The organism is Paraburkholderia sp. 31.1 (genome assembly GCF_014397645.1).
In the GTDB taxonomy this organism is placed as follows: domain Bacteria; phylum Pseudomonadota; class Gammaproteobacteria; order Burkholderiales; family Burkholderiaceae; genus Paraburkholderia; species Paraburkholderia tuberum.
On record NZ_VZQN01000001.1, the window covers coordinates 177209 to 201841 of the forward strand.

Consider the following 24633-nt stretch of genomic DNA (forward strand, 5'->3'; position numbering starts at 1 on the left):
GGACGTTGCCGTCAGGGTTGACGGGAGTGGCGGGCGATTTTTTATGACCAATTCGCCTCGAGTCCGAACTGCATGCTGCCGATTCGTTGCCGGCCGGTCGCGGGCGTATTGCTCGCGGACCGAAACTGCCACATCGACTTCTGCTTCACCTTCAGGATCGCGGCCCCGGCGTGCGGCCGGGGCTGCGTCATTCTGCGCTAGATAGGCGCGCCCTGGAACAGCGGCTCCGCAACACCGCGCCGCGCGAGCGTCGCGACGAACAGGTCGCCCGCGAGCGTGTCGGCCGCGCGCGCCGTCGCATCGAGCTCGGCGTAGGCGCTCGTGATGTACAGCGTGTCGAGCGCCGTCTCGCCCTGGGCGCTGCCCGTGGCCTGGCCGAGCGCGGCACCGCCGATCGCGACGCAGCTCGGCTGCGTGGTCGGCACGTCGATGCGCTCGGTTTCCACGCCATCGGGACCGTAACGCACCACGCGCGCGCCGCCCCATTGCGCGTTCCACAGGCCGCCGTCGCTGTCGACGGTCGAGCCGTCGGGGATGCCGTTCGCATCGGTCAGGCGAGTGAACAGGCGATCGTTCGCGATGCCGCCGTCCGCGCGATAGTCGCACGCGCGGATTTCACGCGTCGGCGAATCGCAGTAGTACATCGTCGCGCCGTCGGGACTGAATGCGATGCTGTTCGAAATCGCCGGCGCTGGCAACGGTAAACGTTCGAGCGACAGATCGTGATTCAACCGATAAAAGCCGGCGACCGTCTGCCGTTGCCCGCTTTCGTCCTTGGTGCCGAACACGAAACGCCCTTGCCGATCGCAGCGGCCGTCGTTGACCCGTGTATTCATGCCGGGCTCGACGTCGACGATGCGCTGTGTGCTGCCTGTCTGCAGATCGAAAAACGCGAGGTGCGATGCGAGCCCGAGCAACACGTAGCGCGGGTTTTCGCACAGTGCGAAGGTGGCGAGCCGCTCGGGCATGTCGAACGAATCGCTGCGGCCGTCGGCCGGATCGTAGCGCCACAGCCGCGCGCCTTCGATGTCGGTCCAGTAGAAGCGGCCGCTCCTCGCGCACCAGGTCGCGCCTTCGCCGAGCTCGCATTGCGCGTCGAGCAGCAGCGTGGCCCGTTGCACGCGCGGGCTGGCGCTCACGCCCAGCCTCCGTCGACGACGATGTCCTGCGCGGTGATCATGCGGCTGTCGTCGGCGGCGAGGAACAGCGCCATGCGCGCGAGGTCGGCCGGCATCAGCTCGGCGTCGATGCACTGGCCTTCCTTGATCTGGCGGCGGCCGTTGTCGTCGAGCCACAGGCGCAGCTGCTTGTCGGTCATCACCCAGCCCGGCACCAGCGTGTTGACGCGGATATTGAAGTGGCCGAGGTCGCGCGCGAGCCCGCGCGTCAAACCCTGCACCGCCGACTTCGACATCACGTACACCGGATAGCCGCCGTTCTTCAGCATCCAGCTGATCGAGCCGAGGTTGATGATCGAGCCGCTACGCGCGGCCTTCATGTCCTCCATCACGGCCTGCGCCGCGAAGAACTGATGGCGGATGTTCACGGCGATGCCCGCGTCGAACGACTCGCGCGTCACGTCGCCGATCTGATGGCGCTTGTCGTTCGCAGCGTTGTTGATGAGCACCTGGATCGGACCCAGCGCGGCCTTTACGTCGGCGATCGCTTTTTGCAGCGCGTCGACATCGGTCAGATCGCAGGCCAGAAACAGCGGCTTGTGCTTCGAATCGCCGAGCTGGTCGGCGAGCGCGTCGCCCGCGCTCGCGTCGATATCGAAGAACGCGACGCGCGCGCCCTGCGCCGCGAAGTGTTCGACGAACGATGCGCCGATGCCGGTCGCGCCGCCCGTGATCAGCACCGTACGGTCGACGAGGCTCGGATAGCGCGCGTACGCGGTGTCAGCGAGGCTGGCGTTTGCATTGGCCGGAGACGACATCGTTCGATTCCTTGATGAGCTTGGATGTGCTTGGGATGGGGTGAAAGCGACTCAATCGCGCGAGCCGCGGTTCTTCAACTGGTCGAGCAACACGGCCGCGAGCAGGATCGCGCCGCGCACCAGGTACTGATAGAACGCGTCGATGTTCAGCAGGTTCATCACGTTCTCGACCGTACCCATGATCAGCACGCCGATCACGACGCCGGAAATCGTCGCGCGGCCGCCCAACAGCGACACGCCGCCGAGCACGCACGCGGAGATCACGTTCAGCTCGAAGCCTTCGGCGGCGTTCGGCTGACCCGACGTGATACGCGACGCGAGAATCACGCCGGCAAGCGCGGTGACGGCGCCCTGGATCAGAAAGATGTAGACGCGCGTGCGCTCCACGTTGATACCGGCGAGCCGCGACGCTTCCGGATTACCGCCGATCGCCAGCGTATTGCGGCCGTACACGGTCTGGTTCAGCATCACGCCGAACACGATGAAGCAGATCAGCGTGACCCAGATCGGCAGCGACACGCCGAAGAACGTCAGGCCGCCGAGCGCGATGAACGTATCCGACGACACGCCGACCGCCTGCCCATGCGACACGATGAAGCCGAGGCCACGGACGATTTCCATCGTCGCGAGCGTCGTGATCAGCGCGTTGATGCGCAGATAAGCGATCACCGCGCCGTTGACGAAGCCGATCACCGCGCCCGCCGCGACCGCCGCGATGATCGCGATGACCGTGCTGTTGGTCGCGTTGAGCACCATCGCGCACAGCACGCCGGCGAACGCGACGGTCGAGCCGACCGACAGGTCGAAGTCGCGCGACGCGAGGCAGAACATCATCGTGCACGCGACCATGCCGATCTGCGAGATCGACAGCGCGAGGCCGAGCATGTTCTCGATCGAGAAGAAATGATCGACGGTCAGCGACATCGTGACGAACATCAGGATGAAGATCACGATCAGGCTGTATTCGGTGATCTGCTGCCACCATTTGGCCTTGTCGCCGGTCTGCGGAATCAGCGCGTCGGCCGCGCTCTTGGCGGTCTGCTGCGCGAGGTTTTCTCTGGCTTGCATGTTCAATACTCCTCCCCGTTCCCCACGGGTTGCGGACTCGCGTCCGGATAAGGTTCAGGCCGCGCGCGACGCGCTCTGGTTGGCGGCGTTGGCGTTCGCGTTTTCAGGCAGCGCGGTCGAGCTTTGCGGCAGCGCGAGGCTCAGCACCGACTGTTCGGTCGCGTCCTTGCGCGCGAGCTCGCCGGAAATGCGGCCCTGGCGCATCACGACGATCCGGTCGGACACGCCGAGCACTTCCGGCAATTCCGACGAAATCATCACGATCGCGCAGCCGCGCCCCGCGAGCTGATAGATCACGTTATAGATCTCGTGTTTCGCGCCGACGTCGATGCCGCGTGTCGGTTCGTCGAGAATCACGACTTTCAGATCGGGCTCGGCGAGCCAGCGCGACAGAATCGCCTTCTGCTGGTTGCCGCCCGACAGGAAGCGGATCTTCTGCCGCCGATGCGGCGTCTTGATCTTCAGCAGCTTGATGAAACGGTCGGCCGTCTGCGCCTCCTTCTTGCGATCGAGAAACACGCCCGCGCGCAGATAGTGACGGCGGCAGCTGATGTTGATGTTCTCCGCGACGCTCGCCATCGCGACGATGCCCTCTTCCTTGCGATCCTCGGGGCACAGCACGATGCCGTGCTTGATGGCCTCGCCCGCGCTGCGCACCTTGATCGGCTTGCCGTCGAGTATGAGTTCGCCGCCGTTGCGATGCTCGGCGCCGTACACCAGATGCATCAGCTCGCTGCGGCCCGCGCCGACGAGTCCGAAGAAGCCGACGATCTCGCCGCGCCGCACCTCGAAGCTCGCCGGCTGCGCGAGCGGATGACCTTCGATCGCCTTCGCCGCGAAGCGCACTTCACCGAGCGGCCGCGCCGAATAGCTATAGATGTCCGAAATTTCGCGCCCGACCATCTCGCTGACGATCGTGTCGCGCGACACGCCTTCTAGCGTCGGATGCGACGCGACCTTGCGGCCGTCGCGGAAGATCGTGCACGCGTCGCACAGCTCGTAGATCTCGTCCATGCGGTGCGAGATGTAGATCATCGCGCGGTTGTCGGCGCGCAGATCGCGCACCAGCTTGAACAGCACCTCGGTCTCGCGATGCGACAGCGAGCTGGTCGGCTCGTCGAGCGCGATCACGCGCGCGTTGCGCATCAGCGCCTTGCAGATTTCGACCATCTGCCGCTGCGCGATCGACAGCTTGCGCAGCTTCGCGTTCGGATCGAGCGCGACGCCCATCGCTGCGAGCCGCTCGCGCACGAAGCGCTTCGCCTCGCGCTTGTTGACCCAGCCGAGCGCATTGGGCAGTTGGCCGAGCAGCAGATTTTCCGCGACCGTGAGGTCGGGCACGTACTGCAGTTCCTGGTGAATCACCGCGATGCCGGCACCGATCGACGCGGCCGCGCTCGGAAAGCGCACCTCGTTGCCGTCGATCATCATGCGGCCCGAATCGGGCTGATACTCGCCGCCGAGAATTTTCAGCAGCGTCGATTTTCCCGCGCCGTTTTCGCCCATCAGGCCGTGCACCTGGCCGACGTTGACGTCGAAGGACACGCCGTCGAGCGCACGCACGCCTGGAAAAACCTTGCCGATATTGTCAAAACGTAGCGTCGCTGACACTTCGCCTCCTTGTCGACCGGAGTTAGCGCTTTAGCGCTTACTCCGGTCCCATGCAAGATATTGCTGCTTCATGTTGACCGTACGCGTTTCGCGCGCGATCCGTCTGTCTACCGCAGATCGTCTCTCGCCGCCGGCGCGCCGTCTCCTGCGCCAGGCAGGGAAAGCGACGCGCCGGCGGTGTACTTCATACCACCGCCAGTCTTGCGATTACTTCGACGCGAGGCCCATCTTCTCGCGCACTTCGCCGACGTTGTCGCGCGTCGCCAGCATGCCGGTCGTCAGCGTCAGCAGCGGCGGTTCCTTGCCCTGCGTGATCCACGCGTACATCAGTTCCGAGGTTTCCTCGCCGTGGCGCTTCGGGCTGATGATCACGGTGCCGTAGAAGCCCGTCGGCTGCGGCTTCTTGAACTCGTTCATCGCGGACTCCGAACCGCCGATGCCGATGCCGATCATGTTGTCGGCCTTGAAGCCACGGCCTTCCGCCGCGCGCACCGCGCCGAGCACGCCTTCGTCGTTCAGCGCGTAAGCGACCCAGTGCTTGAACTGCGGGTTCTTCGTCAGCGCGATGTTGGCGGCGTTGAACGCGTTTTCCGTGTCGGTCTTCGCCTGCGGCGCGGTGACGATGTTCGCTTTCGGGAAGCCCGCTGCGACCAGCGCGTCGGTTGCGCCGGTGGTGCGGTCATGCGCGGTCGGCAACTGCTCGTAGGTCACGTCGATCGCGCCGACGTCCTTCATGTCCCAGCCGCGTTTCTTGATTTCAGCCGCGATGCCGTCGCCGACCTGCTTGCCGATGTTATACGCCGAGATGCCCATGTGCGGCACCGCTTCGATCGGCTTGCCCGCGCCGTCGACGAGGCGGTCGTCGACCGTCATCATCTTCAGGCCGTCGGCCTTCGCCTTCGCGACGATGCCCGGCCCGAGCTTGACGTCGGGTGTGCAGATCACGAAGCCCTGTGCCTTCTGCGCGGCGAGGTTATCGATTGCGCTCATCACCTTCTCGCCCGACGGCGCGCCGATCTTCACGAGCGTGAAGCCCTTCTGCTTGGCGGCGATCTCGGCGAACTTCCATTCGTCCTGGAACCACGGTTCTTCCGGCTGCTTCACGAGGAAGCCGATCTTGACCGAATCGGCGGCCTGTACGACCGGTGCGTTGAAGAGCACACCCGCCGCCGCCGCTGCCAGCGTGAGGAAAATTCTTCGTTTCATGATGCGTGTCTCCTGACTAATTGATAACGAGAAGGTAATCGGCCGCGTCTTCTTGTACCGGTCTGACACACGCGGCCAGCGCGTCGTCCGGTGTTCTGTGCGTCTTTTGGCGACGCAAATTCAGTCGTGATACAGCGCCGAGCGTCCGCCATCGACGGTAATGCAGCTCGCGTTGATGAACGGCGCCTCGTCCGACGCGAGGAACACCGCGGTCATCGCCACCTCCTCCGGGCGGCCGATGCGCTTCATCGGCTGCAGATCGAGTGTCGCCTGCTGCGCGGCGGCCGGATCGGACTGCTCGTTCCACCAGTCGTGCGTCAGCTGCGTTTCGATGTAGCCCGGCGCGATCGCGTTCACGCGCACGTTGCGCGGCGCGTACTCGATGCCGAGCGCGCGCGTGAGGCCAATCACGCCATGCTTCGCGACCGGGTACGGAAAGCAGCCCGGAATGATCTTGAACGCGTGCGTCGACGCGATGTTCACGATGCTGCCCGCGCCACGCTCGACCATGCCCGGCAGCACCGCGCGACAGCCGTTCCACACGCCGTCGAGATCGACCGCGAAGCAGCGCCGCCAGTCGGCGTCGGTCATCGTCAGCGGATCGCAGAACACGTTGATGCCCGCGTTGTTGACGAGGATGTCGAGCGCGCCGAACGCGCGTTCGCCCTCGCTGACCGCGTGCCGCACCGACGCGGGTTGCGTCACGTCAGTCTGAATCGCGAGCACGCGCGCGCCGGCGCCGGCGCCAACGTCTGCCTCGATCTGCGCGGCCGTACGCTGCGCCAGGTCGAGGTCGAGTTCCGCCAGCACGACCGCCGCGCCTTCGCGCGCGAACGCCAGCGCGATCGCCGCGCCTATGCCTCGTCCAGCGCCCGTCACGAGAGCGGCTTTGCCGGCGAGCCGGTTCATTTCTTCACGCCCGCGCGGGCGATCCGCAGACCGTTGATGAACGCCTTCGCATGCGACGCGGTCACCGCCGCGCTCTGGCCCGGCTTGTACAGCGCCGAGCCGAGGCCGAAACCGTTCGCGCCGACGCTCAGGAACGGCCCCATGTTGTCCGGCGTGACGCCGCCGACCGGCACGAGCGGCACCTGCGCGGCGATCACCGCGCGCCATGCCTTGACGACCTGGCAGCCGAGCTGCTCGGCGGGAAACATCTTCAGCACGTCCGCGCCGTTCTTCAGCGCGATGAACGCCTCGGTCGGCGTCGCGACGCCGGGCGCGCAGGCGAGGCCCCGCGCCTTCGCGGCGATCACGACTTCCGGATCGCTGTGCGGCATCACGATCAGTTCGCCACCCGCGGCCTTCACGTCGTCCACGAACAGCGGATGCAGCACCGTGCCCGCGCCGACGATCGCGTCGGCCGGCAGCACCTTGCGGATCGCCGAGATGCTGTCGAACGGCTGCGGCGAATTGAGCGGTACTTCGACGATGCGAAAACCGGCTTCGTACAGGGCCTGACCGTGATCGGCCGCGTCGGCGGGCGTGACGCCGCGCAGGATCGCGATCAGCGGACAGGCTTCGAACGCGGCGATCAGACCCGCGTGCGGCATGTACGGTGCGGGCAGATTGATGTGTGGTTGCATGTCGGTTCCTTGTTTCGTGAGCGTCGTAAAGGGCTCTGCCGCCGGTCAGCCTGCGCGCGCCGCCTGGGCGGACGGCCGGACGAGCCCCGCTTCGACGGCGACGCGCCACAGGCCGCGTTCGGTTGCATGCCTGACCGGCTCCGCGCGCAGACAGCCGAATTGCGCGAGCGCGAGGCGGTAGCGCTCGCACAGCGCGTCGTTGCCGATCAGCCGCAGACTCTGCTGCGCGAGCGAGCTGCCTTGCTGCGCGAGGACCGCTTCGAGGCCGGTGAGTTCGTGCCCGATCAGCAGGCCCGACAGATAGTCCGGCTGTGCCTCGCTCGACAGCGCGCCGGTCAAGCCGAGCGTGCGCGTGCTGAACACGGTCGCGAGCACGCCTGCCTGGCCCTGCTCGCGCGCGATGTTCACGCCGCGCAGAAATGCTTCGGTATCCGGGCGATCGGGCGTGACCATCGTGCGGCCGAGAATCGTGTGCTCGCGCAGCGCGGCGAACACCTCGCCGGTCATGAACGTATGAAAACGCTCGATGCGCTCCGCCTGCACGACCGCCCATTTCGCGTGCGTGCCGGGCAGGCCGATCAGCGAGCGGGTGTTGCTGTCGACCGAGTTCGCGTCGTGCGCGCCGTCCGCGTCCGCGCTGAGCGCGCCGAAAATTTGCGTCTCCTCGCCGCGCATCACGTTCGGCAATTCACCGCGTTGCAGCACGCCCGGCACGATATGCAGCGTCGCGCCGCGCGCGGTCTGCACGCGGACGATACCGGCCACCAGCGCATCGGCGTTCGCGGGTGTCTCGACATACGGCGCTTCGAGCCAGCCCTGCGCGCTGCCGACCATCCCCGCCGCGATCACCGGCACGCCGCGCGCATGGTCGAGCCATGCGCCGCAGGCGTCGTCGAACGCGGCGTCGAAGCCGCCCTCGGCCGCGCTACGCGGCAGATTCATGATGCCGGACGTCGATGCGCGCGTCGCCAGCACGCGGCCGTGCGCGTCGAACAGATAGGCGCGCAGCGACGTCGTGCCCCAGTCGAGCGCGATCAGCGCGGCGTGCGTGAAATCGACGGCGGCGGTATCGACGGCGGCGGTATCGACGGCGGCGGTCGCGTCCGGCTTCACGCCCGAGGTGGGCGCGGCGGGCGCCCGGTGGTTCGCCGGCGTGGCGGTGCCCGCTTGTTTCATCGCTTGATCCTGCGCGTGGCCGGTCGCGGTGCGCGCCAACCGAGTTCTTCCGAAATCGCGCGCGCCTCGCGCTGCACGACCGGAATCAGTTCGTCCATCCGTTCGAGCGGCATATAGGGAATCGTGCTGGCCACCGACAACGCCGCGACGATCGCGCCCGACGCATCGCGCACCGGCGCCGCGACGCAACGGATCGCCGCTTCGTTCTCTTCGAGATCGAACGTGTAGCCGCCGGCCGCGTAGTTCGTCATGCGCTGCAGGAAGGTCGGCGCATCGGGGCGGTTGTCCGGCTTGAAGCTGACGCCTGCGAGCGCGCGGCGCGACGCGTCGAACAGCGACTGCCATGCGTCCGCCGCGAGGTCGAGCATCATCGCCTTGCCGATGCCGGTCGACGCGAGCGGCATCCGATGGCCGACGCGCGAGCGCATTTCGAGGCCGCGCGTGCCGGGGATCTTGTCGATGTACAGCACGTCGTCGCCGTCGCGCACGCCGAGGTGGATCGTGTCGAGCGTCTGCTCGGCCAGCGACTCGAGGTGCGCACGCGCGACGGCCGTCAGCGGCATCTGTTCGAGCGCGATCGTGCCGAGCTCGATCAGCTTCGGCCCGAGCAGATAGCCGCCCTGCACCTGGCGCAGATAGCGCGCCTGCACGAGGCTGCTGACGAGCCGGTGCGTGGTGCTGCGGGTCGTGCCGAGCGCGGCGCCGAAGCTGCGCAGATCGCGCACACCGGCCGCGGCCGCCTCGAGAATCGCAAGGCCGCGCAACAGCGTCTGCGTGCCGGCCTGCTGCGGCGTGATTTCCAGCAGCGTGACCGGCAGCCCGAGACCGTCGACGGTCGCCGCGCGCGCAACCGGGCGCGACGCCCTCGCGGTAGCGGACGCACTGGCGGCGACATTGGCGGTGACGGCTGAAGCCTCGCGCGGCGCGGAATTCAGCGCCGGATTCGCGGCGCTGTTCGGCCCGCCGTTCGAGCCCTGCGCGGCCTCGGTCGCGCTGGCGGCGGGAGTGGGCATCGCTTTGTTCATGGCGATTCGCCTTCGGATGGTTTCTGCGCTTAGCGCGCGGGGCCGGAGAACAGGGCGGAAACGGGCGCGGCGCCGCGCTCGCGCGGCTGCTGTGGTTGGCTGCCAGACATGGTCGGTCTCGTCTCCGGTTTTTTTCTGTCGCTGTTCGCTGTTTCGGCGCGCTGGGGCGCCGACTCGCGATGCATGTTGGCTTGGATTGTAGGGCGACTTTTGAGAATCACCAATATGTGAATGTTGAGTCCATATAGTGAGATTTTAGTGGGCGATCGAGTGTTTAGCGAACTGTCGCGGTCGCGGTCTGCTGACGAAAAAAGCCCGCGCGAGGCGGGCTTCGAAGCAGGACAACGGATCGAGGGCTCTTTCAATCCGGCAATTCAGCCGCGCCCATCCGCCGCGCAATCACGCGCGCGCGTTGCGTGAGATATGCCGAATTTCTGTGTTCATCGAAATACCTGGGGCGTGGCAGCATCACCGCGAGCCGCGCCGACTGCGCGGCCGTGAGCTTGCTCGCCGAGGTCTTGAAGTAGTACTGCGCGGCCGCCTCGGCGCCGTACACGCCGCTGCCCCATTCGACCGAGTTCAGATAGATCTCGAAGATGCGCTGCTTGTCCATCAGCGTTTCGAGCATCCACGTGATGATCAGCTCCTGGCCTTTGCGGATATAGCTTTTCTCGCGCGACAGAAACAGGTTGCGCGCAAGCTGCTGCGAGATCGTCGAGCCGCCGCGCACGATCCGGCCTTGCGCCTTGTTGCGCTCCCACGCCTGCAGGATCGCGTCGGTTTCGTAGCCTTTGTTGTTGACGAAGTTCGCGTCTTCGGACGCGATGATCGCGCGCTTCAGGTTGCGCGAAATCTGATCGTACGGCACCCACGTTCGCTGCACCGACAGATCCGGCCGGTCCTGCGACAGACGCCATGCGTCCGAGCGCATGAACGCGGTCGAGCGCGGATTGACGACGTTCCAGATTGCGATCTGCGCGAAGTAGTACGCCTGCGTCGCGAGCCAGGCGATGGCCACGACCGCGGTCAACCAGGCGAGCCAGCGCAGCGGGCCGGACTGGCCGCGCGAACCGCTGGCGCGCCGCGTCGCTGTCATGGTGCGTGCTATCCGCGCGCCGACGTTACGCGGGCGACGGCGCCGTCAGCAGCGCGCGCAATTCGGCGAGCACCGGCGCACTGTCCGGACGCACGCCGCGCCACACATGGAACGATTCGGCGGCCTGCTCGACCAGCATGCCGAGTCCGTCGGCGCCGCGCGCGCCGAGTTTCGCCGCGTGCTGCATGAAGATGGTCGGATGCGCGCCGTACATCATGTCGTAGGCGAGCGTGCCGTTGCCGAACGCGCAATCGTCGCACTCGGGCAGCGACGCATCGAGGCTGCCCGCGGTCGCGTTGACGATCACGTCGTACTGGCCCGCTTCGATCGCGCGCGCGCTGCCGCCGGTCAGACGGCAGTGCGCGCCGCTGGCAGCCTGCGCGAACTGGTCGACCAGCGCTTCGGCCTTCTGCGCCGTGCGATTGACGATCGTCAGCGTATGCGGTGCGCGCTCGAGCATCGGCAGCACGACACCGCGCGCGGCCCCGCCGGCGCCGAGCAGCAGGATGCGCGCGCCCTTCAGCGACACGCCGAGATTCACCTCGATGTCGCGCACGAGGCCGACGCCGTCCGTGTTGTCGCCGTAGATGCCGTCGGCGTCGACCCGCAGCGTGTTCACCGCGCCGGCCGCCGCCGCGCGCGGCGACAGCGTGTTCGCGAATGCATGCGCGTCGAGCTTGAACGGCACGGTCACGTTCAGGCCGCGTCCGCCCGCTTCGATGAACGCGCGCACGTGCGGCACGAACGCGTCGAGCGGCGCGAGCAGATGACCGTACTCGACCGGCTCGCCGGTTTGCGCGGCGAAGCGGCCGTGGATGAACGGCGACTTGCTATGCCCGACGGGGTTGCCGATGACCGCGTAGCGCTCGCGCGTTGGGTTGCCGCTCATCGTCCCGGCTCCGTGACGTGTTGGTCGTTGTCGGCGTTGTTCGCGGCGTCATTGCCGTCGCCGGTCGCCGCGGATTCGTCTGCGCTGGGGTTGTCGTTGGGATTGCCGCCGTCGGCTTCGGCTTCCGCTTCCGCTTCAGCTTCCGCTTCGCTTTCGGCGCTGTCATCGGATGCGTCGAGCAACTCTTCCTCGCTCTCGTCCTCGCCTTCTTCGGCTTCGGCGCCGCTCGTCACGGTCGGTGCATCGAGCACGTGCAACAGACGCACCGACGCTTCGATCGTCAGTTCATCGATCGACATGACTTCCATCTGCAAACGCGTGCCGCGCGCATGCACGCCGAGGCCCGGCACGTGCAGCAGCAGCGGAATTTCCTCGAGACGCACGAGATCGCCCTTCACGACCGACGCGACCACCTGCTTGCGGTTTTCCTGCGTGAGCCAGCGCAAACACCAGAAGTACTCCATGCGACGCTGATAGTCGGCGTACGCGGTGTAGGTGTCGTCGAAGCCTTGCACGACCGCGAACAGATCGGCGTCCTTCGGCTTGAACGGCGCGGCGAGCTTGGCGGTCACGCCATGCTGCACGCACGCGATCAGCTGCCACTGATTCACGAGGTCGACGTAGCGGCGCAGCGGCGACGTGCTCCACGCGTACTGCGTGACGCCGAGCCCTTCGTGCGGCGCGGCGTTGGTCTGCATGCGCGTGCGCTTCGGGCCGCTCGGCACGCCGAACGCGCGCTGCGTGCGATAGATGCCCGGCACGCCGTGATCGTGCAGGAACCCGCCCCACGACGAGTTCGCGAGAATCGCCAGCTCGGCGACGATCGTGTCGAGCGGCGAGCCGCGCCGACGCGGCGTAATCGTGACGTGCTCGCCGTCGACGTAGAAATTGAAGTCGGTATTGCGCTGCACTTCGCGGCGCAGGCCGTAGCCGGCGCGCGCGGTCTGGCGCTTTTCGAACAGCGCTTGCGCGAACGGCCACAGCACGGCGATATCGTCCTTGTGCGGATACTCGCCGGTGCCCTCGGCGAGCGCCTTCTCGGTGACGATTTCGTCGAGCGTGTTGTGGCGCAGATTGTTCTTCACGAACACGCGCTCGGCGCGCGTTTCGCTCGCGACGATCTCCTGCGTCTCGCGATTGACGATCACGTACAGCGACAGCGCCGGCCGATACCCACCCTCGGCAAGCGTGAAGGTGTCGACAACGCTGTCGGGCAGCATCGTGATCTTGTCGCCGGGCATGTAGACCGTCGACAGACGCGCGCGCGCAATCGCATCGACGTCGTCGCCACGCTGGATGCCGAGCGCCGGCGCGGCGATGTGCACGCCGATGCGCACACGGCCGTCGGCCAGATGCTCGACCGAGAACGCGTCGTCGATTTCGGTCGTGGTGATATCGTCGATCGAGAACGCCTCGACGTCCGCCTGCGGCAGATCGTCTGGCACGTTCGCGGCCGCGACGGACGGGAAGCCGGTGCCGTGCGGGAAGAATTCGGACAGGAACTTCGCTTCGTGCAGCGCGCGCGGCGACGCGATCGCGCCGCATTCGAGCATCAGCCGCGCCTGCGAGATGCCGCGCGCGGCCGCGGCGCCCTCGAGCGCCTTGTACTCGATCGTGTTCTTGTCGGGCTTCGTCAGGAGCGCGAGCCCCTTGCCGCCCGCGAACGCTTCAGGCAGACGGCCTGCCTTCAGCTCTTCCTCGTACTGCGCCTGCACGAGCGCCTGCTGACGCTTGCGCTCGAGGCCCGCGAGCGCCATCTTCAGTTGCTCTTGCGGCGCGCGCTGGTACATGCCGCGGCCCTTGCGGCGGAAGTACACCGGCGAGCCGTGCATGCGCAGCACCAGCGCCGCGCGCTCGATCGCGCCGAAGCTCGCGCCGAAGTATTCGGCGCCCAGCGTCGCGAACGGGAATTCATCGTCCGGCGCGCATTCCCACAGGAAGTCCAGATCGAACTCTTGCGCCAACGCGTCGGCCTGCTGCATCAGTTCGGCCGCGGTGGGCTTCTCGAACTCGATCAGCACATCCTTCGCGCGCACCTTCGCGCGCCGCCCGCCCGGCAACTCGACCTGAAACGCGTCGCCCTGGCGCGACAGCACGCTGCCGGCCTTGAAACTGCCCGATTCCTCGAAGAAGACGTTCACTCAATACTCTCGTTCTGACTTGCGTCTGCCGTCGCGCCCGACGCCTTGTGGCGATCGATCACTGCATGCGCGGCACGGCAACCTGTTCGTGATAGTGAATCCGCGGCGCGCACTGCGCGTGCCAGCGGGTTGAATCTTGCGACCAGCGGTGGCGGTCGGTGTGCCTCTCTGACTGACGTCCTGGCAGGGTTCGGTGCCGCCGCCCTTGCATGCCGTCAGGCCGCCGCGCGCGGCGCCGGCGGCTCGACATATTCGGCATCGCAAAAGGCCAGCACGTCGTCGAGATACTGCGCAAACTCGCTGATCGCGTGGTCGCTGCCCTCGATCAGCGTGGTGCGCGCGCCCGGATAGTGCGCGAGCATTTCGCGGTAGTCGAGCACTTCGTCGCCGGTGGCTGCCATCAAATAATAGCGTTCGGGCTGCGTGATCGACGCCACGCCGAGCGCGCGCAATTCATCCAGATGATGCGGCTCGACGACGATGCTGCCGCCACCGTGCCACAACGGCTGCTCGCCGAGATACGCGCTCAGGTCGCGCTGCGGCACGACCGCCGGGTTCAGCAGCACGGCCGGCCAGCCGTGTTTTTCGGCCAGATGGGTGGCGAAGTAGCCGCCGAGCGAACTGCCGACCACGGTCACCTGCCGCGCATCGCCCTTCGCGCGTGCGTCGGCAACCAGCGATTCGGCGAGCGCCACGGTTTCGAACGGCGACACCGGCAGCATCGGGCAGCACCACTCGTCGGCGCGACCCAGCTCGGCGAGACGCGCCGCGAGCAGGCGCGCCTTGAACGAATTCGGCGACGAACGGAAACCGTGCAGATACAGAATCACGACGCGCCTCGCGTCGAAAGACCGTCGAGCAGTTTCTGATGCACGCCGCCGAAGCCGCCGTTGCTCATCACCAGAATCTGGTCGCCGGGGCGCGCCGCGTGGACCACCGCCTTCACGAGCGCGTCGAGGTTGTCGAACGCCTGCGCCTTGCCGTCGAGCGGCGCGAGCGCTTCGCCGAGGTTCCAGCCGAGCGCGTCGCGCCCGCTCGGCGCGCCGTAGCCGAACACGAGATCGGCGTCGGCGAGGCTCGCCGGCAGTTGCGCTTTCATCACGCCGAGCTTCATCGTGTTCGAGCGTGGTTCCAGCACCGCAAGGATTCGCGTGTTGTCGCGGCCGACCCGCGCGCGCAGGCCGGCCACCGTCGTCTCGATCGCGGTGGGGTGATGCGCGAAGTCGTCGTACACGGTCACACCCTCGACGCTGCCACGCACTTCCATGCGGCGCTTCACGTTGCGAAAGCCGGACAGCGACTTCGCGGCCTGCGCGGGCGGCACGCCGACATGGCGCGCGGCGGCGATCGCGGCGAGCGCGTTCAGGCGGTTATGCTCGCCCTGCACCTGCCAGTCGACCACGCCGACGCGCTCGCCGTTGTGATAGACGGCGAAGCGTTCGTCGACGGGCACGCCCTGCTCCGCCGCCTGGATCTCCCAGCCGCCCTGGACGCCGAAGCGCTCGACCTCGCTCCAGCAGCCGCGCGTCAGTACGCGCTCGAGCGCGTCCTCGCGGCCGTTCGTGACGACGCGGCCGAGGCGTGGCACCGTGCGGATCAGATGATGGAACTGCGTTTCGATCGCGGCGAGATCAGGGAAGATGTCGGCGTGATCGAATTCTAGATTGTTCAGCACCGCCGTTTTCGGGCGGTAATGGACGAACTTCGAGCGTTTGTCGAAGAACGCGGTGTCGTATTCGTCCGCTTCGATCACGAAGAAGCTCGAATCGGTGAGCCGCGCCGACACGCCGAAATTGAGCGGCACACCGCCGATCAGGAAGCCGGGGTTCAGGCCCGCGTCTTCAAGCAGCCAGGTCAGCATCGAGCTCGTGGTGGTCTTGCCGTGCGTGCCGGCCACGGCCAGCACCCATTTGCCGTTCAGCACGTGCTCGCCGAGCCACTGCGGACCGGACACGTACGGCAGGCCGCGGTCCAGAATCGCTTCCATCAGCGGGTTGCCGCGCGTGACCACGTTGCCGATTACGAATAGATCCGCGTTCAGGCCGTTCAGTTGGTCCGCGTCATAACCCTCGATCAGACCGATGCCTTGCGCCTCGAGCTGCGTGCTCATCGGCGGATAGACGCCGGCGTCGCAGCCGGTCACCGTGTGGCCCGCATTGCGCGCGAGCACCGCGAGACCGCCCATGAAGGTGCCGCAGATGCCGAGGATGTGGATATGCATAAGCCTGTCGTGCCGCGGGGGCGTTTCTTGCGAGGGATGAGAGAGCCACAGGACGGTCGGAACGACCGTCTGCAAAGGACGCCTATTGTAACCGACGCGACGCGCGCTGCCCCCTGCCGGCCACGCCCGGCGCCGCCCCGTGCGGGCCGCCGAACCGCGTCGCAGGCTCGATCGAGTATCATGCAAGGATGGTTCGCAAATCACATTTCGATCCGCAGCGCGTGCGCGAGGAAATCGCAATCGCGGCGGCACGCCTGATTGCCGAAGACGGCCTGGATTACGCCAGCGCGAAGCGCAAGGCGGCCCGGCAAGTCGTCGGCGAGACTCGTGTTGCCGGCGAATGGCTGCCGGACAACGATCAGATCGAAGAAGAAATCCGCGAATATCAGTCGCTGTTCCAGAGCGACAGCCAGCCGGCGCTGCTGCGGCGCCTGCGCATGATCGCGGTCGACTGGATGGAGCGGCTCGCGCCGTTCAATCCGTATCTGACGGGCGCGGTGCTCGGCGGTACGGCCGGCGAGCATTCGGATGTGCATCTGCAGGTGTTTTGCGACAACCCGAAGGAAGTCGCGATCTACATGCTCAATGCAAACATCCAGTACGACGTGTCGGAAACGCGCCACTTCGCGGGCCGCGGCTACGTGGAGACGCTGAGCTTTCTGTGGCGCCCCGCGGGCGAGCGCAACGCCGAGCCGGTCGGCATCCACGTCGCGCTGTACGAAACCGACGACCTGCGTGGCGCGGTACGCGCCGACGCGCGCGGCCGCACGGCGCGGGCCAATTTGCCGGCGGTGCAGGCGCTGCTCGACGGCGACGAAGTGCCGTCCTTCACCAATTGATCAGACAGAACGGAGCACGATGAACACGAGACGTATGCTGGCGGGCGCGGTCGTCGCGCTGATTGCCGTGGGCGGCGGCGTACTGGCCAATCACTGGCTCAATCGCGGTTCCGACGTCGCGTACGCGGCGCAGGCCGGGGCGCAGCCTGCCACCTCTGCGAGTCCCGTGCAGCAACTGTGGACCGCGCCGGTCACGAACGTCGACGGCAAACCGCAGTCGCTGAGCCTGCTCAAGGGCCACCCGATCGTCGTCAACTTCTGGGCGTCGTGGTGCGCTCCGTGCGTCGAGGAAATGCCGGCGCTGTCGCAGATCCAGCGCGAGTACGCGAAGAAAGGCATCCAGTTCGTCGGCCTCGGCGTCGACTCGGAAAAGAACATCCAGACCTTCTTGCAGAAGGTCAAGGTCGCGTACCCCGTCTACGTGACCGGCTTCGGCGGCGCCGACCTCGCGCGCGCGTTCGGCAACAATGCGGGCGGTTTGCCGTTTACCGTCGTGATCGACGCAAAAGGCAACATCCGCTCGACAAAATTGGGCCAGATCGACCCGACGGCGCTGCGTCAGACGCTCGACGCGCTGTAAATTTCCCATTTCCCACGCTGCGCTTTTTGGCATGCGATTCCGTGCAGAACGAGCAAAAATACGCGGATAATCCCCGAATTTGAGTGAAGTTGGACCCAAGGCTGCGCGGCGGCCCGCGCCGGCCGTCGCCGCGTACGCGCGCGAAACTAGACAAGTTTCTCTAATCAGCGCTAAAGTGCGCGCAATTCCACGGAAAAAGAAGCGACCATGACGCGACTGCTGGTACTGCACGGACCCAACCTCAATCTTCTCGGCAGCCGGGAACCCGAGGTCTACGGTCGCGTGACCCTGCCGCAGATCGATCAGGCGCTGGCGGACCGGGCAGCCGACGCAGGCGTCGAGCTCGCGTCGTTTCAGAGCAATCACGAAGGCGCGCTGGTCGACCGTATTCAGGCGGCCCGCACCGAGCAAACCGATTTCATCCTGATCAATCCCGCCGCGTACACACACACGAGCGTGGCCATTCGCGACGCACTGGCGGGGGTCGGCATCCCGTTCGTCGAGATTCATCTGTCGAACGTGCATCGCCGCGAACCGTTCCGGCATCACTCGTATTTCTCCGACCAGGCTGAGGGCGTCATTTGCGGCCTCGGCTGGAAGGGGTATCTCTACGCGCTCGAATTCGCGCTCGACCGGCTCGCGGCCGGGTCGTCGCGCGGCTGAATCCAAACACGTCCAATTTGAGCCGGCTACTGCGACTTGCACACGCCGGCACACTACGCATTGAAAGGGGCAACCTGATGGATCTACGTAAACTCAAAACTCTGATCGACCTCGTCTCGGAGTCCGGTATTTCCGAACTCGAAGTGACCGAGGGCGAAGGCAAGGTCCGCATCGTCAAGAATGCGCCGCCGGTTTACGTCCAACCGTCCGCCTCATACGCCGTACCGCAATTCGCACAACCGGCACCGTTCGGCGCTGTCGAAGCACCGGCAGCCCCCGCGGGCGCTCCGGCCGCGCCGGCCGCCGCGCCGCAGGGTCACGTCGTTACCTCGCCGATGGTCGGCACGTTCTACCGCGCGCCGTCGCCGGGCGCCGATCCGTTCGTGCAGGTCGGCGACACGGTCAAGGAAGGCCAGACCATCTGCATCATCGAAGCGATGAAGCTGCTCAACGAGATCGAGTCGGACAAGTCCGGCGTGGTCAAGGAAATCCTCGTCGAAAACGGCCAGGCGGTCGAATACGGCCAACCGCTGTTCGTGGTCGGCTAACGCGGCACGCACTATTTGCCGCCCGCGCGCCGCACGTCCCGAGGCGCGCGACCGATCCTCTGCGGCAGCCAGTGTCGTGACCGACCCGGCGCCCATTGATGAGTCGAAAACCCGCTATGTTTGAAAAAATCCTCATTGCCAATCGTGGCGAGATCGCACTTCGTATCCAGCGCGCCTGCCGCGAGCTCGGCGTCAAGACGGTCGTCGTCTATTCGGAAGCCGACAAGGAAGCCAAGTACGTGAAGCTCGCCGACGAGGCGGTCTGCATCGGCCCTGCACCGTCGAATCTGAGCTATCTGAACATGCCCGCGCTGATCAGCGCGGCCGAAGTCACCGACGCCGAAGCGATCCACCCCGGCTACGGCTTCCTGTCGGAGAACGCCGACTTCGCCGAGCGCGTCGAGCAGTCCGGCTTTACCTTCATCGGCCCGCGTCCGGAAACGATCCGCATGATGGGCGACAAGGTCACGGCCAAGCAGACCATGATCAAGACCGGCGTGCCTTGCGTGCCGGGTTCGGAAGGCGCGCTGCCGGACGATCCGAAGGAGATCGTAAAGATCGCCCGCCAGGTCGGCTATCCGGTCATCATCAAGGCGGCTGGCGGCGGCGGCGGCCGCGGCATGCGCGTGGTCCACACGGAAGCGGCGCTCGTCAACGCGGTCATCATGACCCGCGAGGAAGCCGGCCGCGCGTTCGGCAACCCGCAGGTCTACATGGAGAAATTCCTCGAGAACCCGCGGCACATCGAAATCCAGGTGCTGGCCGACTCGTTCAAGAACGCCGTGTGGCTCGGCGAGCGCGACTGCTCGATGCAACGCCGTCACCAGAAGGTGATCGAGGAAGCGCCGGCGCCGGGCATCGCGCGTCGCCTGATCGACCGTATCGGCGATCGTTGCGCGGACGCGTGCAAGAAGATGGGCTATCTCGGCGCGGGCACCTTCGAGTTCCTGTATGAGAACGGCGAGTTCTACTTCATCGAAATGAACACGCGCGTGCAGGTCGAGCATCCGGTGACCGAACTGATCACCGGTGTCGACATCGTGCAGGAACAGATCCGCATCGCGGCCGGCGAGAAGCTCACGTTCCGTCAGCGCGACATCCAGTTCCGCGGCCATGCGATCGAATGCCGGATCAACGCCGAAGATCCGTTCAAGTTCACGCCGTCACCGGGACGCCTGACCTCGTGGCATATGCCGGGCGGTCCCGGCATCCGCGTCGATTCGCACGCCTACAATGGTTATTTCGTGCCGCCGAACTACGATTCGATGATCGGCAAGCTGATCGCTTACGGCGCCACGCGCGAACAGGCGATCATGCGGATGCGCATCGCGCTGTCGGAAATGGTGGTCGAAGGTATTCAGACCAACATCCCGCTGCACCGTGAGCTGATGCTCGACGCGAAGTTCGTCGAAGGCGGCACCAGCATCCACTACCTCGAAAACCGGCTGGCCGCGCGTCAGCAGGTCGCGGAAGAAGCGTAAGTCATGAGCTATCGGGAACTGGTTGCCGAACTGGCGCGCGAGCACGCGGAGGAGTTGTCCGACGCGCTGCTCGAGCTGGGCGCGCTGTCGGTGTCGGTCGAAGACGCCGACGCCGACACGCCCGACGAGCAGCCGCTGTTCGGCGAGCCCGGCCTCACGCCGGATCGCACGGCATGGCAGCATTCGCGCGTGATCGCGCTGCTCGCGCCGGAACACGATCCGGCCGTGTTGCTAACCGCCGCGGCCAACGAGATCGGACTCGATGCCGCGCCGGCATATACCGTGCGCGAGGTCGAGGAGCAGGACTGGGTGCGGCTCACGCAGTCGCAGTTCGATCCGATCCAGATCGGCGAGCGCATCTGGGTCGTGCCGTCGTGGCACGATGCGCCGGACCCCGAGGCGCTCGTGCTCGAACTCGATCCGGGTCTCGCGTTCGGCACCGGCAGCCACCCCACCACGCGTCTGTGCATGGAGTGGATCGAGCAGTCGATCAAGCCCGGCCAGTCCGTGCTCGACTACGGCTGCGGCTCGGGCATCCTCGCGATTCTCGCGAAGAAGTGCGGCGCCGATCCGGTGATCGGCATCGATATCGATCCGCAGGCGGTCGAATCGGCGCGTCACAATAGCGAACGCAATCACGCCGAAGTCACCTATGGCCTGCCCGACGCCTGTCCGGCCGGCGAATTCGACGTCGTGGTCGCGAACATTCTCTCCAATCCGCTCAAGCTGATGGCGTCGATGCTGTCGTCGAAGGTGAAGCCGGGCGGCCACATCGCGCTGTCGGGCATTCTCGCCCGCCAGGCCGAGGAGGTCGCGCAGGTCTACGCGCGCTGGATCGATATCAGCGTGTGGCGCGAACATGAAGGTTGGGTGTGCCTCGCCGGAACGCGCCGCGAAAGCAATTAGAATAAGGCGTATTGTCAACCTAACGGCCTCAGGCTTAACGGCTCGATATGCACCTGGCGACGCGTTGCCCCTTCTGCGAAACTGTCTTCCTTCTGCAACCGGCGCAGCTTGCGCAGCGCCGCGGCCTCGTGCGGTGCGGGCATTGCCAGGAAGTCTTCGACGCGTCGAGCAGTCTGTTCGACGTCTCCGAAGGCGGCGATTTTTCCACGGCCAAACCGGTTGCCGCCGCGGCGGCAATCGAAGCGCTGTCGGGTGTGCGGCAACCCAACCCGGACTTCAGCGGGGTCGCGTGGGACCCATGGGCGCCGGCTTCGGAACAAGACTCCACCAGCATTTCCCGCAGCACGCTCGATGCCCGTTTGCGCGACCACGCGAGCAGCGTGCCGCTCGCGCCGCTGCCGCTTGGCGGCAACGAGCACGCACCCGTCACATCGGGCACTCCTCGCCAGGCGACCGAACCGGAATTGCGCGCCGGCGCTTTCACGGCACCGCTACCCGCGGACGATGAGCCGACGCTGGCCGACGCGCCGCTCGAACCCTTCGCCTATCCCGCCGACAACGCGGTCGATGAACCACCTGTCGTCCCGCCCACCGCGCCTGCTCCCCCACCGCGAGTCGAAGACGAAGCGCCGCGCGTCTGGCACAAGATCGAACGCCCGGAGCCGTCCACGCTCGATGAACCGGCGCTGCGCGAACCAGCAAGTCTGCATGGCATGCCCGACAACGAGCCGCACTTCGGCCCGGTCGGTGGGGGCGTGGGCGGCTTCGGCGCCGCCGCAGGCATGGGTGCCGCAGGTGCTTCGGGCGCCGGCGGTCCCGGCGGCCCGCGCCCGCCGGGCGGTCCGTCGCTCGCCCCATCGAGCGGCGAGCCATTCTCGGTCAATCCGCCCGTCAGCGATGGCGACGATCCGTTCCCGGTCGTGCGCGAAACCCGCCCGGTGGACGCCGGACGCGTCGGCTGGATCGTCGCCGGTGTGGTGCTCGCCGCGCTGCTCGTCATTGCGCTGCTCGCGCAACTCGCGTGGTGGCAACGCGAGACCGTGATGGTCAACCTGCCGCGCTCGCAGATCCTGTACGCGCAGGCCTGCGCGCATCTCGGCTGTCAGCTGACGCCGCCGCACGACCTCGAAGGCCTGCTGGTCGAGCCCTCCGATCTGCGGCAGATCGACGGCCCGCACAAGCTCGAGTTGAAGATGCCGCTGCACAACCGCCTGAACATCGCGCTCGCCTACCCCGCGATCGAACTCACGCTGCTCGACGATCAGAACAACGTCGCCGTGCGGCGCGTGCTGTGGCCGCAGGATTACGTGCCGCCCGGCACCGTGATCGCGTCCGGCCTGCCCGCGCACGCGACGCAGACGATGATCGTGCACCTCGACACCGGCAGCGCGATTGCCTCCAATTTTCGCGTACAGATTTTTTATCCGTAACGCACCCTCGCGCGCCCGCTCCCGAGCGGGCGCATCATTGTCATCACTGACGCCCTTTCCGGAGCACAACACATGAGTCAAGTCACGCTGGGTGGCAACCCGATCGAAGTAAGCGGCACGTTCCCGTCGGTCGGCCAGCAGGCCGCCGCATTCTCGCTGATCGGCCGAGACCTGAAGCCGCTGACGCTCGCCGACTTCGCCGGCAAGCGCAAGGTGCTCAACATCGTCCCGAGTCTCGACACGCCGACCTGCGCGACGTCGACGCGCAAGTTCAACGAAGCCGCCGCGAAGCTCGGCAACACGGCCGTCATCGTCGTGTCGGGCGACCTGCCGTTCGCGGCGTCGCGCTTCTGCACGACCGAGGGCATCGAGAACGTGGTGACCGCGTCGACGTTCCGCGGCCATGAGTTCGCGCAAGCGTACGGCGTCGACGTGACGAGCGGTCCGCTGACCGGCCTGACCGCGCGCGCGGTCGTCGTGCTCGACGAAAACGACAAGGTCGTGCACGCCGAGCTGGTCGGCGAGATCAAGAACGAGCCGAACTACGACGCAGCACTCGCCGCGCTGAAGTAAGCCCTCTCGCGCGCGAACCACGGCGCCGCGCCTCGCGCGCGGCGCTGTCGGCGCGGCGCGTCTCTTCCCACCGCTTTCATACAGGAACGCTCGCCTTGGCTACGCTCATCTGCGGCTCGCTCGCGTACGACAACATCATGACCTTCGAAGGCCGCTTTCGGGAGCACATCCTGCCGGAGCAGGTCCACATCCTGAACGTAAGCTTTCTCGTGCCGACCATGCGTCGCGAGTTCGGCGGCTGCGCGGGCAACATCGCCTATGCGCTGAATCTGCTCGGCGGCGACGCACGCATCATGGGCGCGATCGGCGCCGTCGACGCACGGCTCTATCTGGACCGGCTCGCGCAGCTCGGCCTGTCGACGGAAAACGTGCTCGTCGTGCCCGACACCTACTCGGCGCAGGCGATGATCACGACCGACCTCGAGAACAACCAGATCACCGCTTTCCATCCGGGCGCGATGATGCAGTCGCATCAGAACCGCGCCGACGAAGTGGCGGGCCTGACGCTCGGCATCGTCGCGCCGGACGGCTATGACGGCATGGTCCAGCACTCCGAACAGCTTGCCGCCGCAGGCGTGCCGTTCATCTTCGATCCGGGCCAGGGCTTGCCGCTGTTCGACGGCGAGACGCTGCGGCGCATCATTGAACTTGCTACTTATGTAGCGGTCAACGATTACGAAGCCGCGCTGGTGAGCAACAAGACCGGCTGGTCGATCGAACAGATCGCCGGCAAGGTCGACGCGCTGATCATCACGCTCGGCGAGAAGGGTGCGCAGATCCATCACGGCGGCGGTATCGAAGAGATTCCGGCGGTCACGGCCAGGCAGGTGCTCGATCCCACCGGCTGCGGCGACGCGTTTCGCGGCGGCTTGCTCTACGGTATCGAGAAGGGTCTCGGGTGGGCCACGACCGGCCGTCTCGCCAGCCTGATGGGCGCACTGAAGATCGAGCATCAAGGCCCGCAAAACTACGCGCCCAGTCGGGCGGAAATCAACGAGCGGTTCAAGCAGGCCTTCGGATACGACCTGCACTGATATCGCGTGCTATGGGAGTTTGGGAATGAGAACATCGAGTCGCCTGATCGTCGTCACCTTGTTCGCCGGTTCGCTGGCCATGTCGGGGTGTGCGGTCAACAGCAGTTCTCCCGACGTTTTCACCGCCTCGCAGGCGCAGCGTGAACAGACGGTTCGCATGGCCACGGTGGAGAGCGTGCGCGCGGTGCGGATCAGCACGAACGACGGTCAGCCGATCGGCATCGGCGCACTCGGTGGCGGGGCGCTCGGCGCGCTCGCCGGCAGCACGATCGGCGGCGGACGTGGCTCGGTCGCGACGGGTATCGTCGGCGGTATCGGCGGTGCGGTCGCCGGCAATGCAATCGAAAACCGCGTCGCCATGCGCGACGGTATCGAAATCACCGTGCGCCTCGACAACGGCGACATGCGCGCCGTCACCCAAACTGCTACCGGCGAAATCTTCCGCGCCGGCGATCGCGTGAGGCTGCTGTCGAGCGGCGGCGTCACGCGCGTCACACACTAAGCGCACCTCCCGCGCGGCGGCGCGTAGTTCAGCGCCGCGACGACGACTTCACACGCATGGGTCCTCACGGGTCCATGCGTGTTTTTTCTTTTCGGGACGACGAGCAAAAAAAACCCGCCACC

The 24633-nt window shown here is 66.4% G+C and carries 24 protein-coding genes; 10 read left to right on the plus strand and 14 right to left on the minus strand.

The annotated features are described in order from the left end of the window. Positions 1 to 197 precede the first annotated feature (197 nt). The 14 genes from F6X37_RS00840 to mpl form a co-directional block, all read right to left on the minus strand. Complete coding sequence (locus F6X37_RS00840; protein WP_187609985.1) at positions 198 to 1139, minus strand: SMP-30/gluconolactonase/LRE family protein; 942 nt, start codon at positions 1137 to 1139, stop codon at positions 198 to 200. Then, positions 1136 to 1936 carry an SDR family NAD(P)-dependent oxidoreductase gene (locus tag F6X37_RS00845; RefSeq protein ID WP_184058491.1) on the minus strand — a complete coding sequence of 267 codons (801 nt, stop codon included), beginning with the start codon at positions 1934 to 1936 and terminating at the stop codon, positions 1136 to 1138. The genes F6X37_RS00840 and F6X37_RS00845 overlap by 4 nt, the downstream gene beginning before the upstream one ends. Positions 1937 to 1987: 51 nt before the next feature. Continuing rightward, positions 1988 to 3004: an L-arabinose ABC transporter permease AraH gene (gene araH / locus F6X37_RS00850; protein ID WP_184022903.1), complete on the minus strand. Its 1017-nt coding sequence runs from the start codon at positions 3002 to 3004 to the stop codon at positions 1988 to 1990. A gap of 54 nt (positions 3005 to 3058) precedes the next feature. Next, positions 3059 to 4615, minus strand: coding sequence for an L-arabinose ABC transporter ATP-binding protein AraG (gene araG, locus F6X37_RS00855; RefSeq protein ID WP_187609986.1), 1557 nt, complete (start codon positions 4613 to 4615; stop codon positions 3059 to 3061). A 207-nt stretch (positions 4616 to 4822) separates the two neighbouring features. After that, complete coding sequence (locus tag F6X37_RS00860) at positions 4823 to 5821, minus strand: arabinose ABC transporter substrate-binding protein (protein WP_187609987.1); 999 nt, start codon at positions 5819 to 5821, stop codon at positions 4823 to 4825. Between the two features lie 120 nt (positions 5822 to 5941). After that, positions 5942 to 6730, minus strand: coding sequence for an SDR family oxidoreductase (locus tag F6X37_RS00865; protein ID WP_187609988.1), 789 nt, complete (start codon positions 6728 to 6730; stop codon positions 5942 to 5944). Then, positions 6727 to 7407, minus strand: coding sequence for a 2-dehydro-3-deoxy-6-phosphogalactonate aldolase (locus F6X37_RS00870; RefSeq protein WP_187609989.1), 681 nt, complete (start codon positions 7405 to 7407; stop codon positions 6727 to 6729). Before F6X37_RS00870 ends, F6X37_RS00865 begins: the two co-directional genes overlap by 4 nt. Positions 7408 to 7452: 45 nt before the next feature. Then, complete coding sequence (locus F6X37_RS00875; protein ID WP_187609990.1) at positions 7453 to 8583, minus strand: 2-dehydro-3-deoxygalactonokinase; 1131 nt, start codon at positions 8581 to 8583, stop codon at positions 7453 to 7455. Further along, positions 8580 to 9608, minus strand: a complete 1029-nt coding sequence (locus tag F6X37_RS00880) for an IclR family transcriptional regulator (protein WP_187609991.1) — start codon at positions 9606 to 9608, stop codon at positions 8580 to 8582. The genes F6X37_RS00875 and F6X37_RS00880 overlap by 4 nt, the downstream gene beginning before the upstream one ends. A gap of 361 nt (positions 9609 to 9969) precedes the next feature. Then, complete coding sequence (mtgA, locus tag F6X37_RS00885) at positions 9970 to 10704, minus strand: monofunctional biosynthetic peptidoglycan transglycosylase (RefSeq protein WP_184022897.1); 735 nt, start codon at positions 10702 to 10704, stop codon at positions 9970 to 9972. 25 nt (positions 10705 to 10729) lie between these two features. Next, positions 10730 to 11593, minus strand: a complete 864-nt coding sequence (gene aroE, locus F6X37_RS00890; RefSeq protein WP_187609992.1) for a shikimate dehydrogenase — start codon at positions 11591 to 11593, stop codon at positions 10730 to 10732. Then, positions 11590 to 13734, minus strand: a complete 2145-nt coding sequence (locus F6X37_RS00895; RefSeq protein ID WP_187609993.1) for a ribonuclease catalytic domain-containing protein — start codon at positions 13732 to 13734, stop codon at positions 11590 to 11592. Before F6X37_RS00895 ends, aroE begins: the two co-directional genes overlap by 4 nt. Before the next feature lie 215 nt (positions 13735 to 13949). Next, the gene (locus F6X37_RS00900; RefSeq protein WP_187609994.1) at positions 13950 to 14564 is read right to left on the minus strand and encodes a YqiA/YcfP family alpha/beta fold hydrolase; all 615 of its coding nucleotides are present in this window, start codon (positions 14562 to 14564) and stop codon (positions 13950 to 13952) included. Then, positions 14561 to 15955: a UDP-N-acetylmuramate:L-alanyl-gamma-D-glutamyl-meso-diaminopimelate ligase gene (gene mpl / locus F6X37_RS00905; protein ID WP_184066834.1), complete on the minus strand. Its 1395-nt coding sequence runs from the start codon at positions 15953 to 15955 to the stop codon at positions 14561 to 14563. Before mpl ends, F6X37_RS00900 begins: the two co-directional genes overlap by 4 nt. A 188-nt stretch (positions 15956 to 16143) precedes the next feature. On the opposite strand from mpl, the gene F6X37_RS00910 reads away from it, so the two are divergent. The 10 genes from F6X37_RS00910 to F6X37_RS00955 all read left to right on the plus strand — a co-directional run bounded on the left by F6X37_RS00910 (position 16144) and on the right by F6X37_RS00955 (position 24511). Continuing rightward, positions 16144 to 16794 carry a UDP-N-acetylmuramate--alanine ligase gene (locus tag F6X37_RS00910; RefSeq protein ID WP_090801898.1) on the plus strand — a complete coding sequence of 217 codons (651 nt, stop codon included), beginning with the start codon at positions 16144 to 16146 and terminating at the stop codon, positions 16792 to 16794. 19 nt (positions 16795 to 16813) lie between these two features. Next, positions 16814 to 17374, plus strand: a complete 561-nt coding sequence (locus F6X37_RS00915; protein ID WP_187609995.1) for a TlpA family protein disulfide reductase — start codon at positions 16814 to 16816, stop codon at positions 17372 to 17374. Positions 17375 to 17581: 207 nt separating this feature from the next. Then, positions 17582 to 18037: a type II 3-dehydroquinate dehydratase gene (aroQ, locus tag F6X37_RS00920; protein ID WP_090801901.1), complete on the plus strand. Its 456-nt coding sequence runs from the start codon at positions 17582 to 17584 to the stop codon at positions 18035 to 18037. A gap of 77 nt (positions 18038 to 18114) precedes the next feature. Next, positions 18115 to 18585 carry an acetyl-CoA carboxylase biotin carboxyl carrier protein gene (gene accB / locus F6X37_RS00925; RefSeq protein ID WP_187609996.1) on the plus strand — a complete coding sequence of 157 codons (471 nt, stop codon included), beginning with the start codon at positions 18115 to 18117 and terminating at the stop codon, positions 18583 to 18585. A gap of 116 nt (positions 18586 to 18701) precedes the next feature. Continuing rightward, entirely contained in the window at positions 18702 to 20066 is a 1365-nt protein-coding gene (gene accC, locus F6X37_RS00930; protein WP_090801904.1) for an acetyl-CoA carboxylase biotin carboxylase subunit, read from the plus strand. 3 nt (positions 20067 to 20069) lie between these two features. Further along, on the plus strand, positions 20070 to 20972 hold the full coding sequence (gene prmA, locus F6X37_RS00935; protein ID WP_184058521.1) for a 50S ribosomal protein L11 methyltransferase: 903 nt from the start codon (positions 20070 to 20072) through the stop codon (positions 20970 to 20972). A gap of 47 nt (positions 20973 to 21019) precedes the next feature. Further along, a complete protein-coding gene (locus F6X37_RS00940; protein ID WP_187609997.1) occupies positions 21020 to 22402 on the plus strand; it encodes a zinc-ribbon and DUF3426 domain-containing protein in 1383 nt (460 codons plus the stop codon). 72 nt (positions 22403 to 22474) lie between these two features. Continuing rightward, positions 22475 to 22975: a thiol peroxidase gene (gene tpx, locus F6X37_RS00945; RefSeq protein WP_187609998.1), complete on the plus strand. Its 501-nt coding sequence runs from the start codon at positions 22475 to 22477 to the stop codon at positions 22973 to 22975. A 95-nt stretch (positions 22976 to 23070) separates the two neighbouring features. Next, the gene (locus F6X37_RS00950; RefSeq protein WP_184050998.1) at positions 23071 to 24009 is read left to right on the plus strand and encodes a carbohydrate kinase family protein; all 939 of its coding nucleotides are present in this window, start codon (positions 23071 to 23073) and stop codon (positions 24007 to 24009) included. Between the two features lie 25 nt (positions 24010 to 24034). Beyond that, positions 24035 to 24511: a hypothetical protein gene (locus F6X37_RS00955; RefSeq protein ID WP_184058527.1), complete on the plus strand. Its 477-nt coding sequence runs from the start codon at positions 24035 to 24037 to the stop codon at positions 24509 to 24511. Positions 24512 to 24633: the final 122 nt, after the last annotated feature.

Coding starts and splice junctions, on each gene's coding strand:
- mtgA (WP_184022897.1), bottom strand. CDS start 10,704: ATGACAGCGACGCGGCGCGCCAGCGGTTCGCGCGGCCAGTCCGGCCCG.
- aroE (WP_187609992.1), bottom strand. CDS start 11,593: ATGAGCGGCAACCCAACGCGCGAGCGCTACGCGGTCATCGGCAACCCC.
- F6X37_RS00880 (WP_187609991.1), bottom strand. CDS start 9,608: ATGAACAAAGCGATGCCCACTCCCGCCGCCAGCGCGACCGAGGCCGCG.
- F6X37_RS00845 (WP_184058491.1), bottom strand. CDS start 1,936: ATGTCGTCTCCGGCCAATGCAAACGCCAGCCTCGCTGACACCGCGTAC.
- F6X37_RS00860 (WP_187609987.1), bottom strand. CDS start 5,821: ATGAAACGAAGAATTTTCCTCACGCTGGCAGCGGCGGCGGCGGGTGTG.
- F6X37_RS00865 (WP_187609988.1), bottom strand. CDS start 6,730: ATGAACCGGCTCGCCGGCAAAGCCGCTCTCGTGACGGGCGCTGGACGA.
- F6X37_RS00875 (WP_187609990.1), bottom strand. CDS start 8,583: ATGAAACAAGCGGGCACCGCCACGCCGGCGAACCACCGGGCGCCCGCC.
- tpx (WP_187609998.1), top strand. CDS start 22,475: ATGAGTCAAGTCACGCTGGGTGGCAACCCGATCGAAGTAAGCGGCACG.
- F6X37_RS00870 (WP_187609989.1), bottom strand. CDS start 7,407: ATGCAACCACACATCAATCTGCCCGCACCGTACATGCCGCACGCGGGT.
- F6X37_RS00955 (WP_184058527.1), top strand. CDS start 24,035: ATGAGAACATCGAGTCGCCTGATCGTCGTCACCTTGTTCGCCGGTTCG.
- aroQ (WP_090801901.1), top strand. CDS start 17,582: ATGACGCGACTGCTGGTACTGCACGGACCCAACCTCAATCTTCTCGGC.
- mpl (WP_184066834.1), bottom strand. CDS start 15,955: ATGCATATCCACATCCTCGGCATCTGCGGCACCTTCATGGGCGGTCTC.
- F6X37_RS00940 (WP_187609997.1), top strand. CDS start 21,020: ATGCACCTGGCGACGCGTTGCCCCTTCTGCGAAACTGTCTTCCTTCTG.
- F6X37_RS00910 (WP_090801898.1), top strand. CDS start 16,144: ATGGTTCGCAAATCACATTTCGATCCGCAGCGCGTGCGCGAGGAAATC.
- prmA (WP_184058521.1), top strand. CDS start 20,070: ATGAGCTATCGGGAACTGGTTGCCGAACTGGCGCGCGAGCACGCGGAG.
- F6X37_RS00915 (WP_187609995.1), top strand. CDS start 16,814: ATGAACACGAGACGTATGCTGGCGGGCGCGGTCGTCGCGCTGATTGCC.
- accB (WP_187609996.1), top strand. CDS start 18,115: ATGGATCTACGTAAACTCAAAACTCTGATCGACCTCGTCTCGGAGTCC.
- accC (WP_090801904.1), top strand. CDS start 18,702: ATGTTTGAAAAAATCCTCATTGCCAATCGTGGCGAGATCGCACTTCGT.
- araH (WP_184022903.1), bottom strand. CDS start 3,004: ATGCAAGCCAGAGAAAACCTCGCGCAGCAGACCGCCAAGAGCGCGGCC.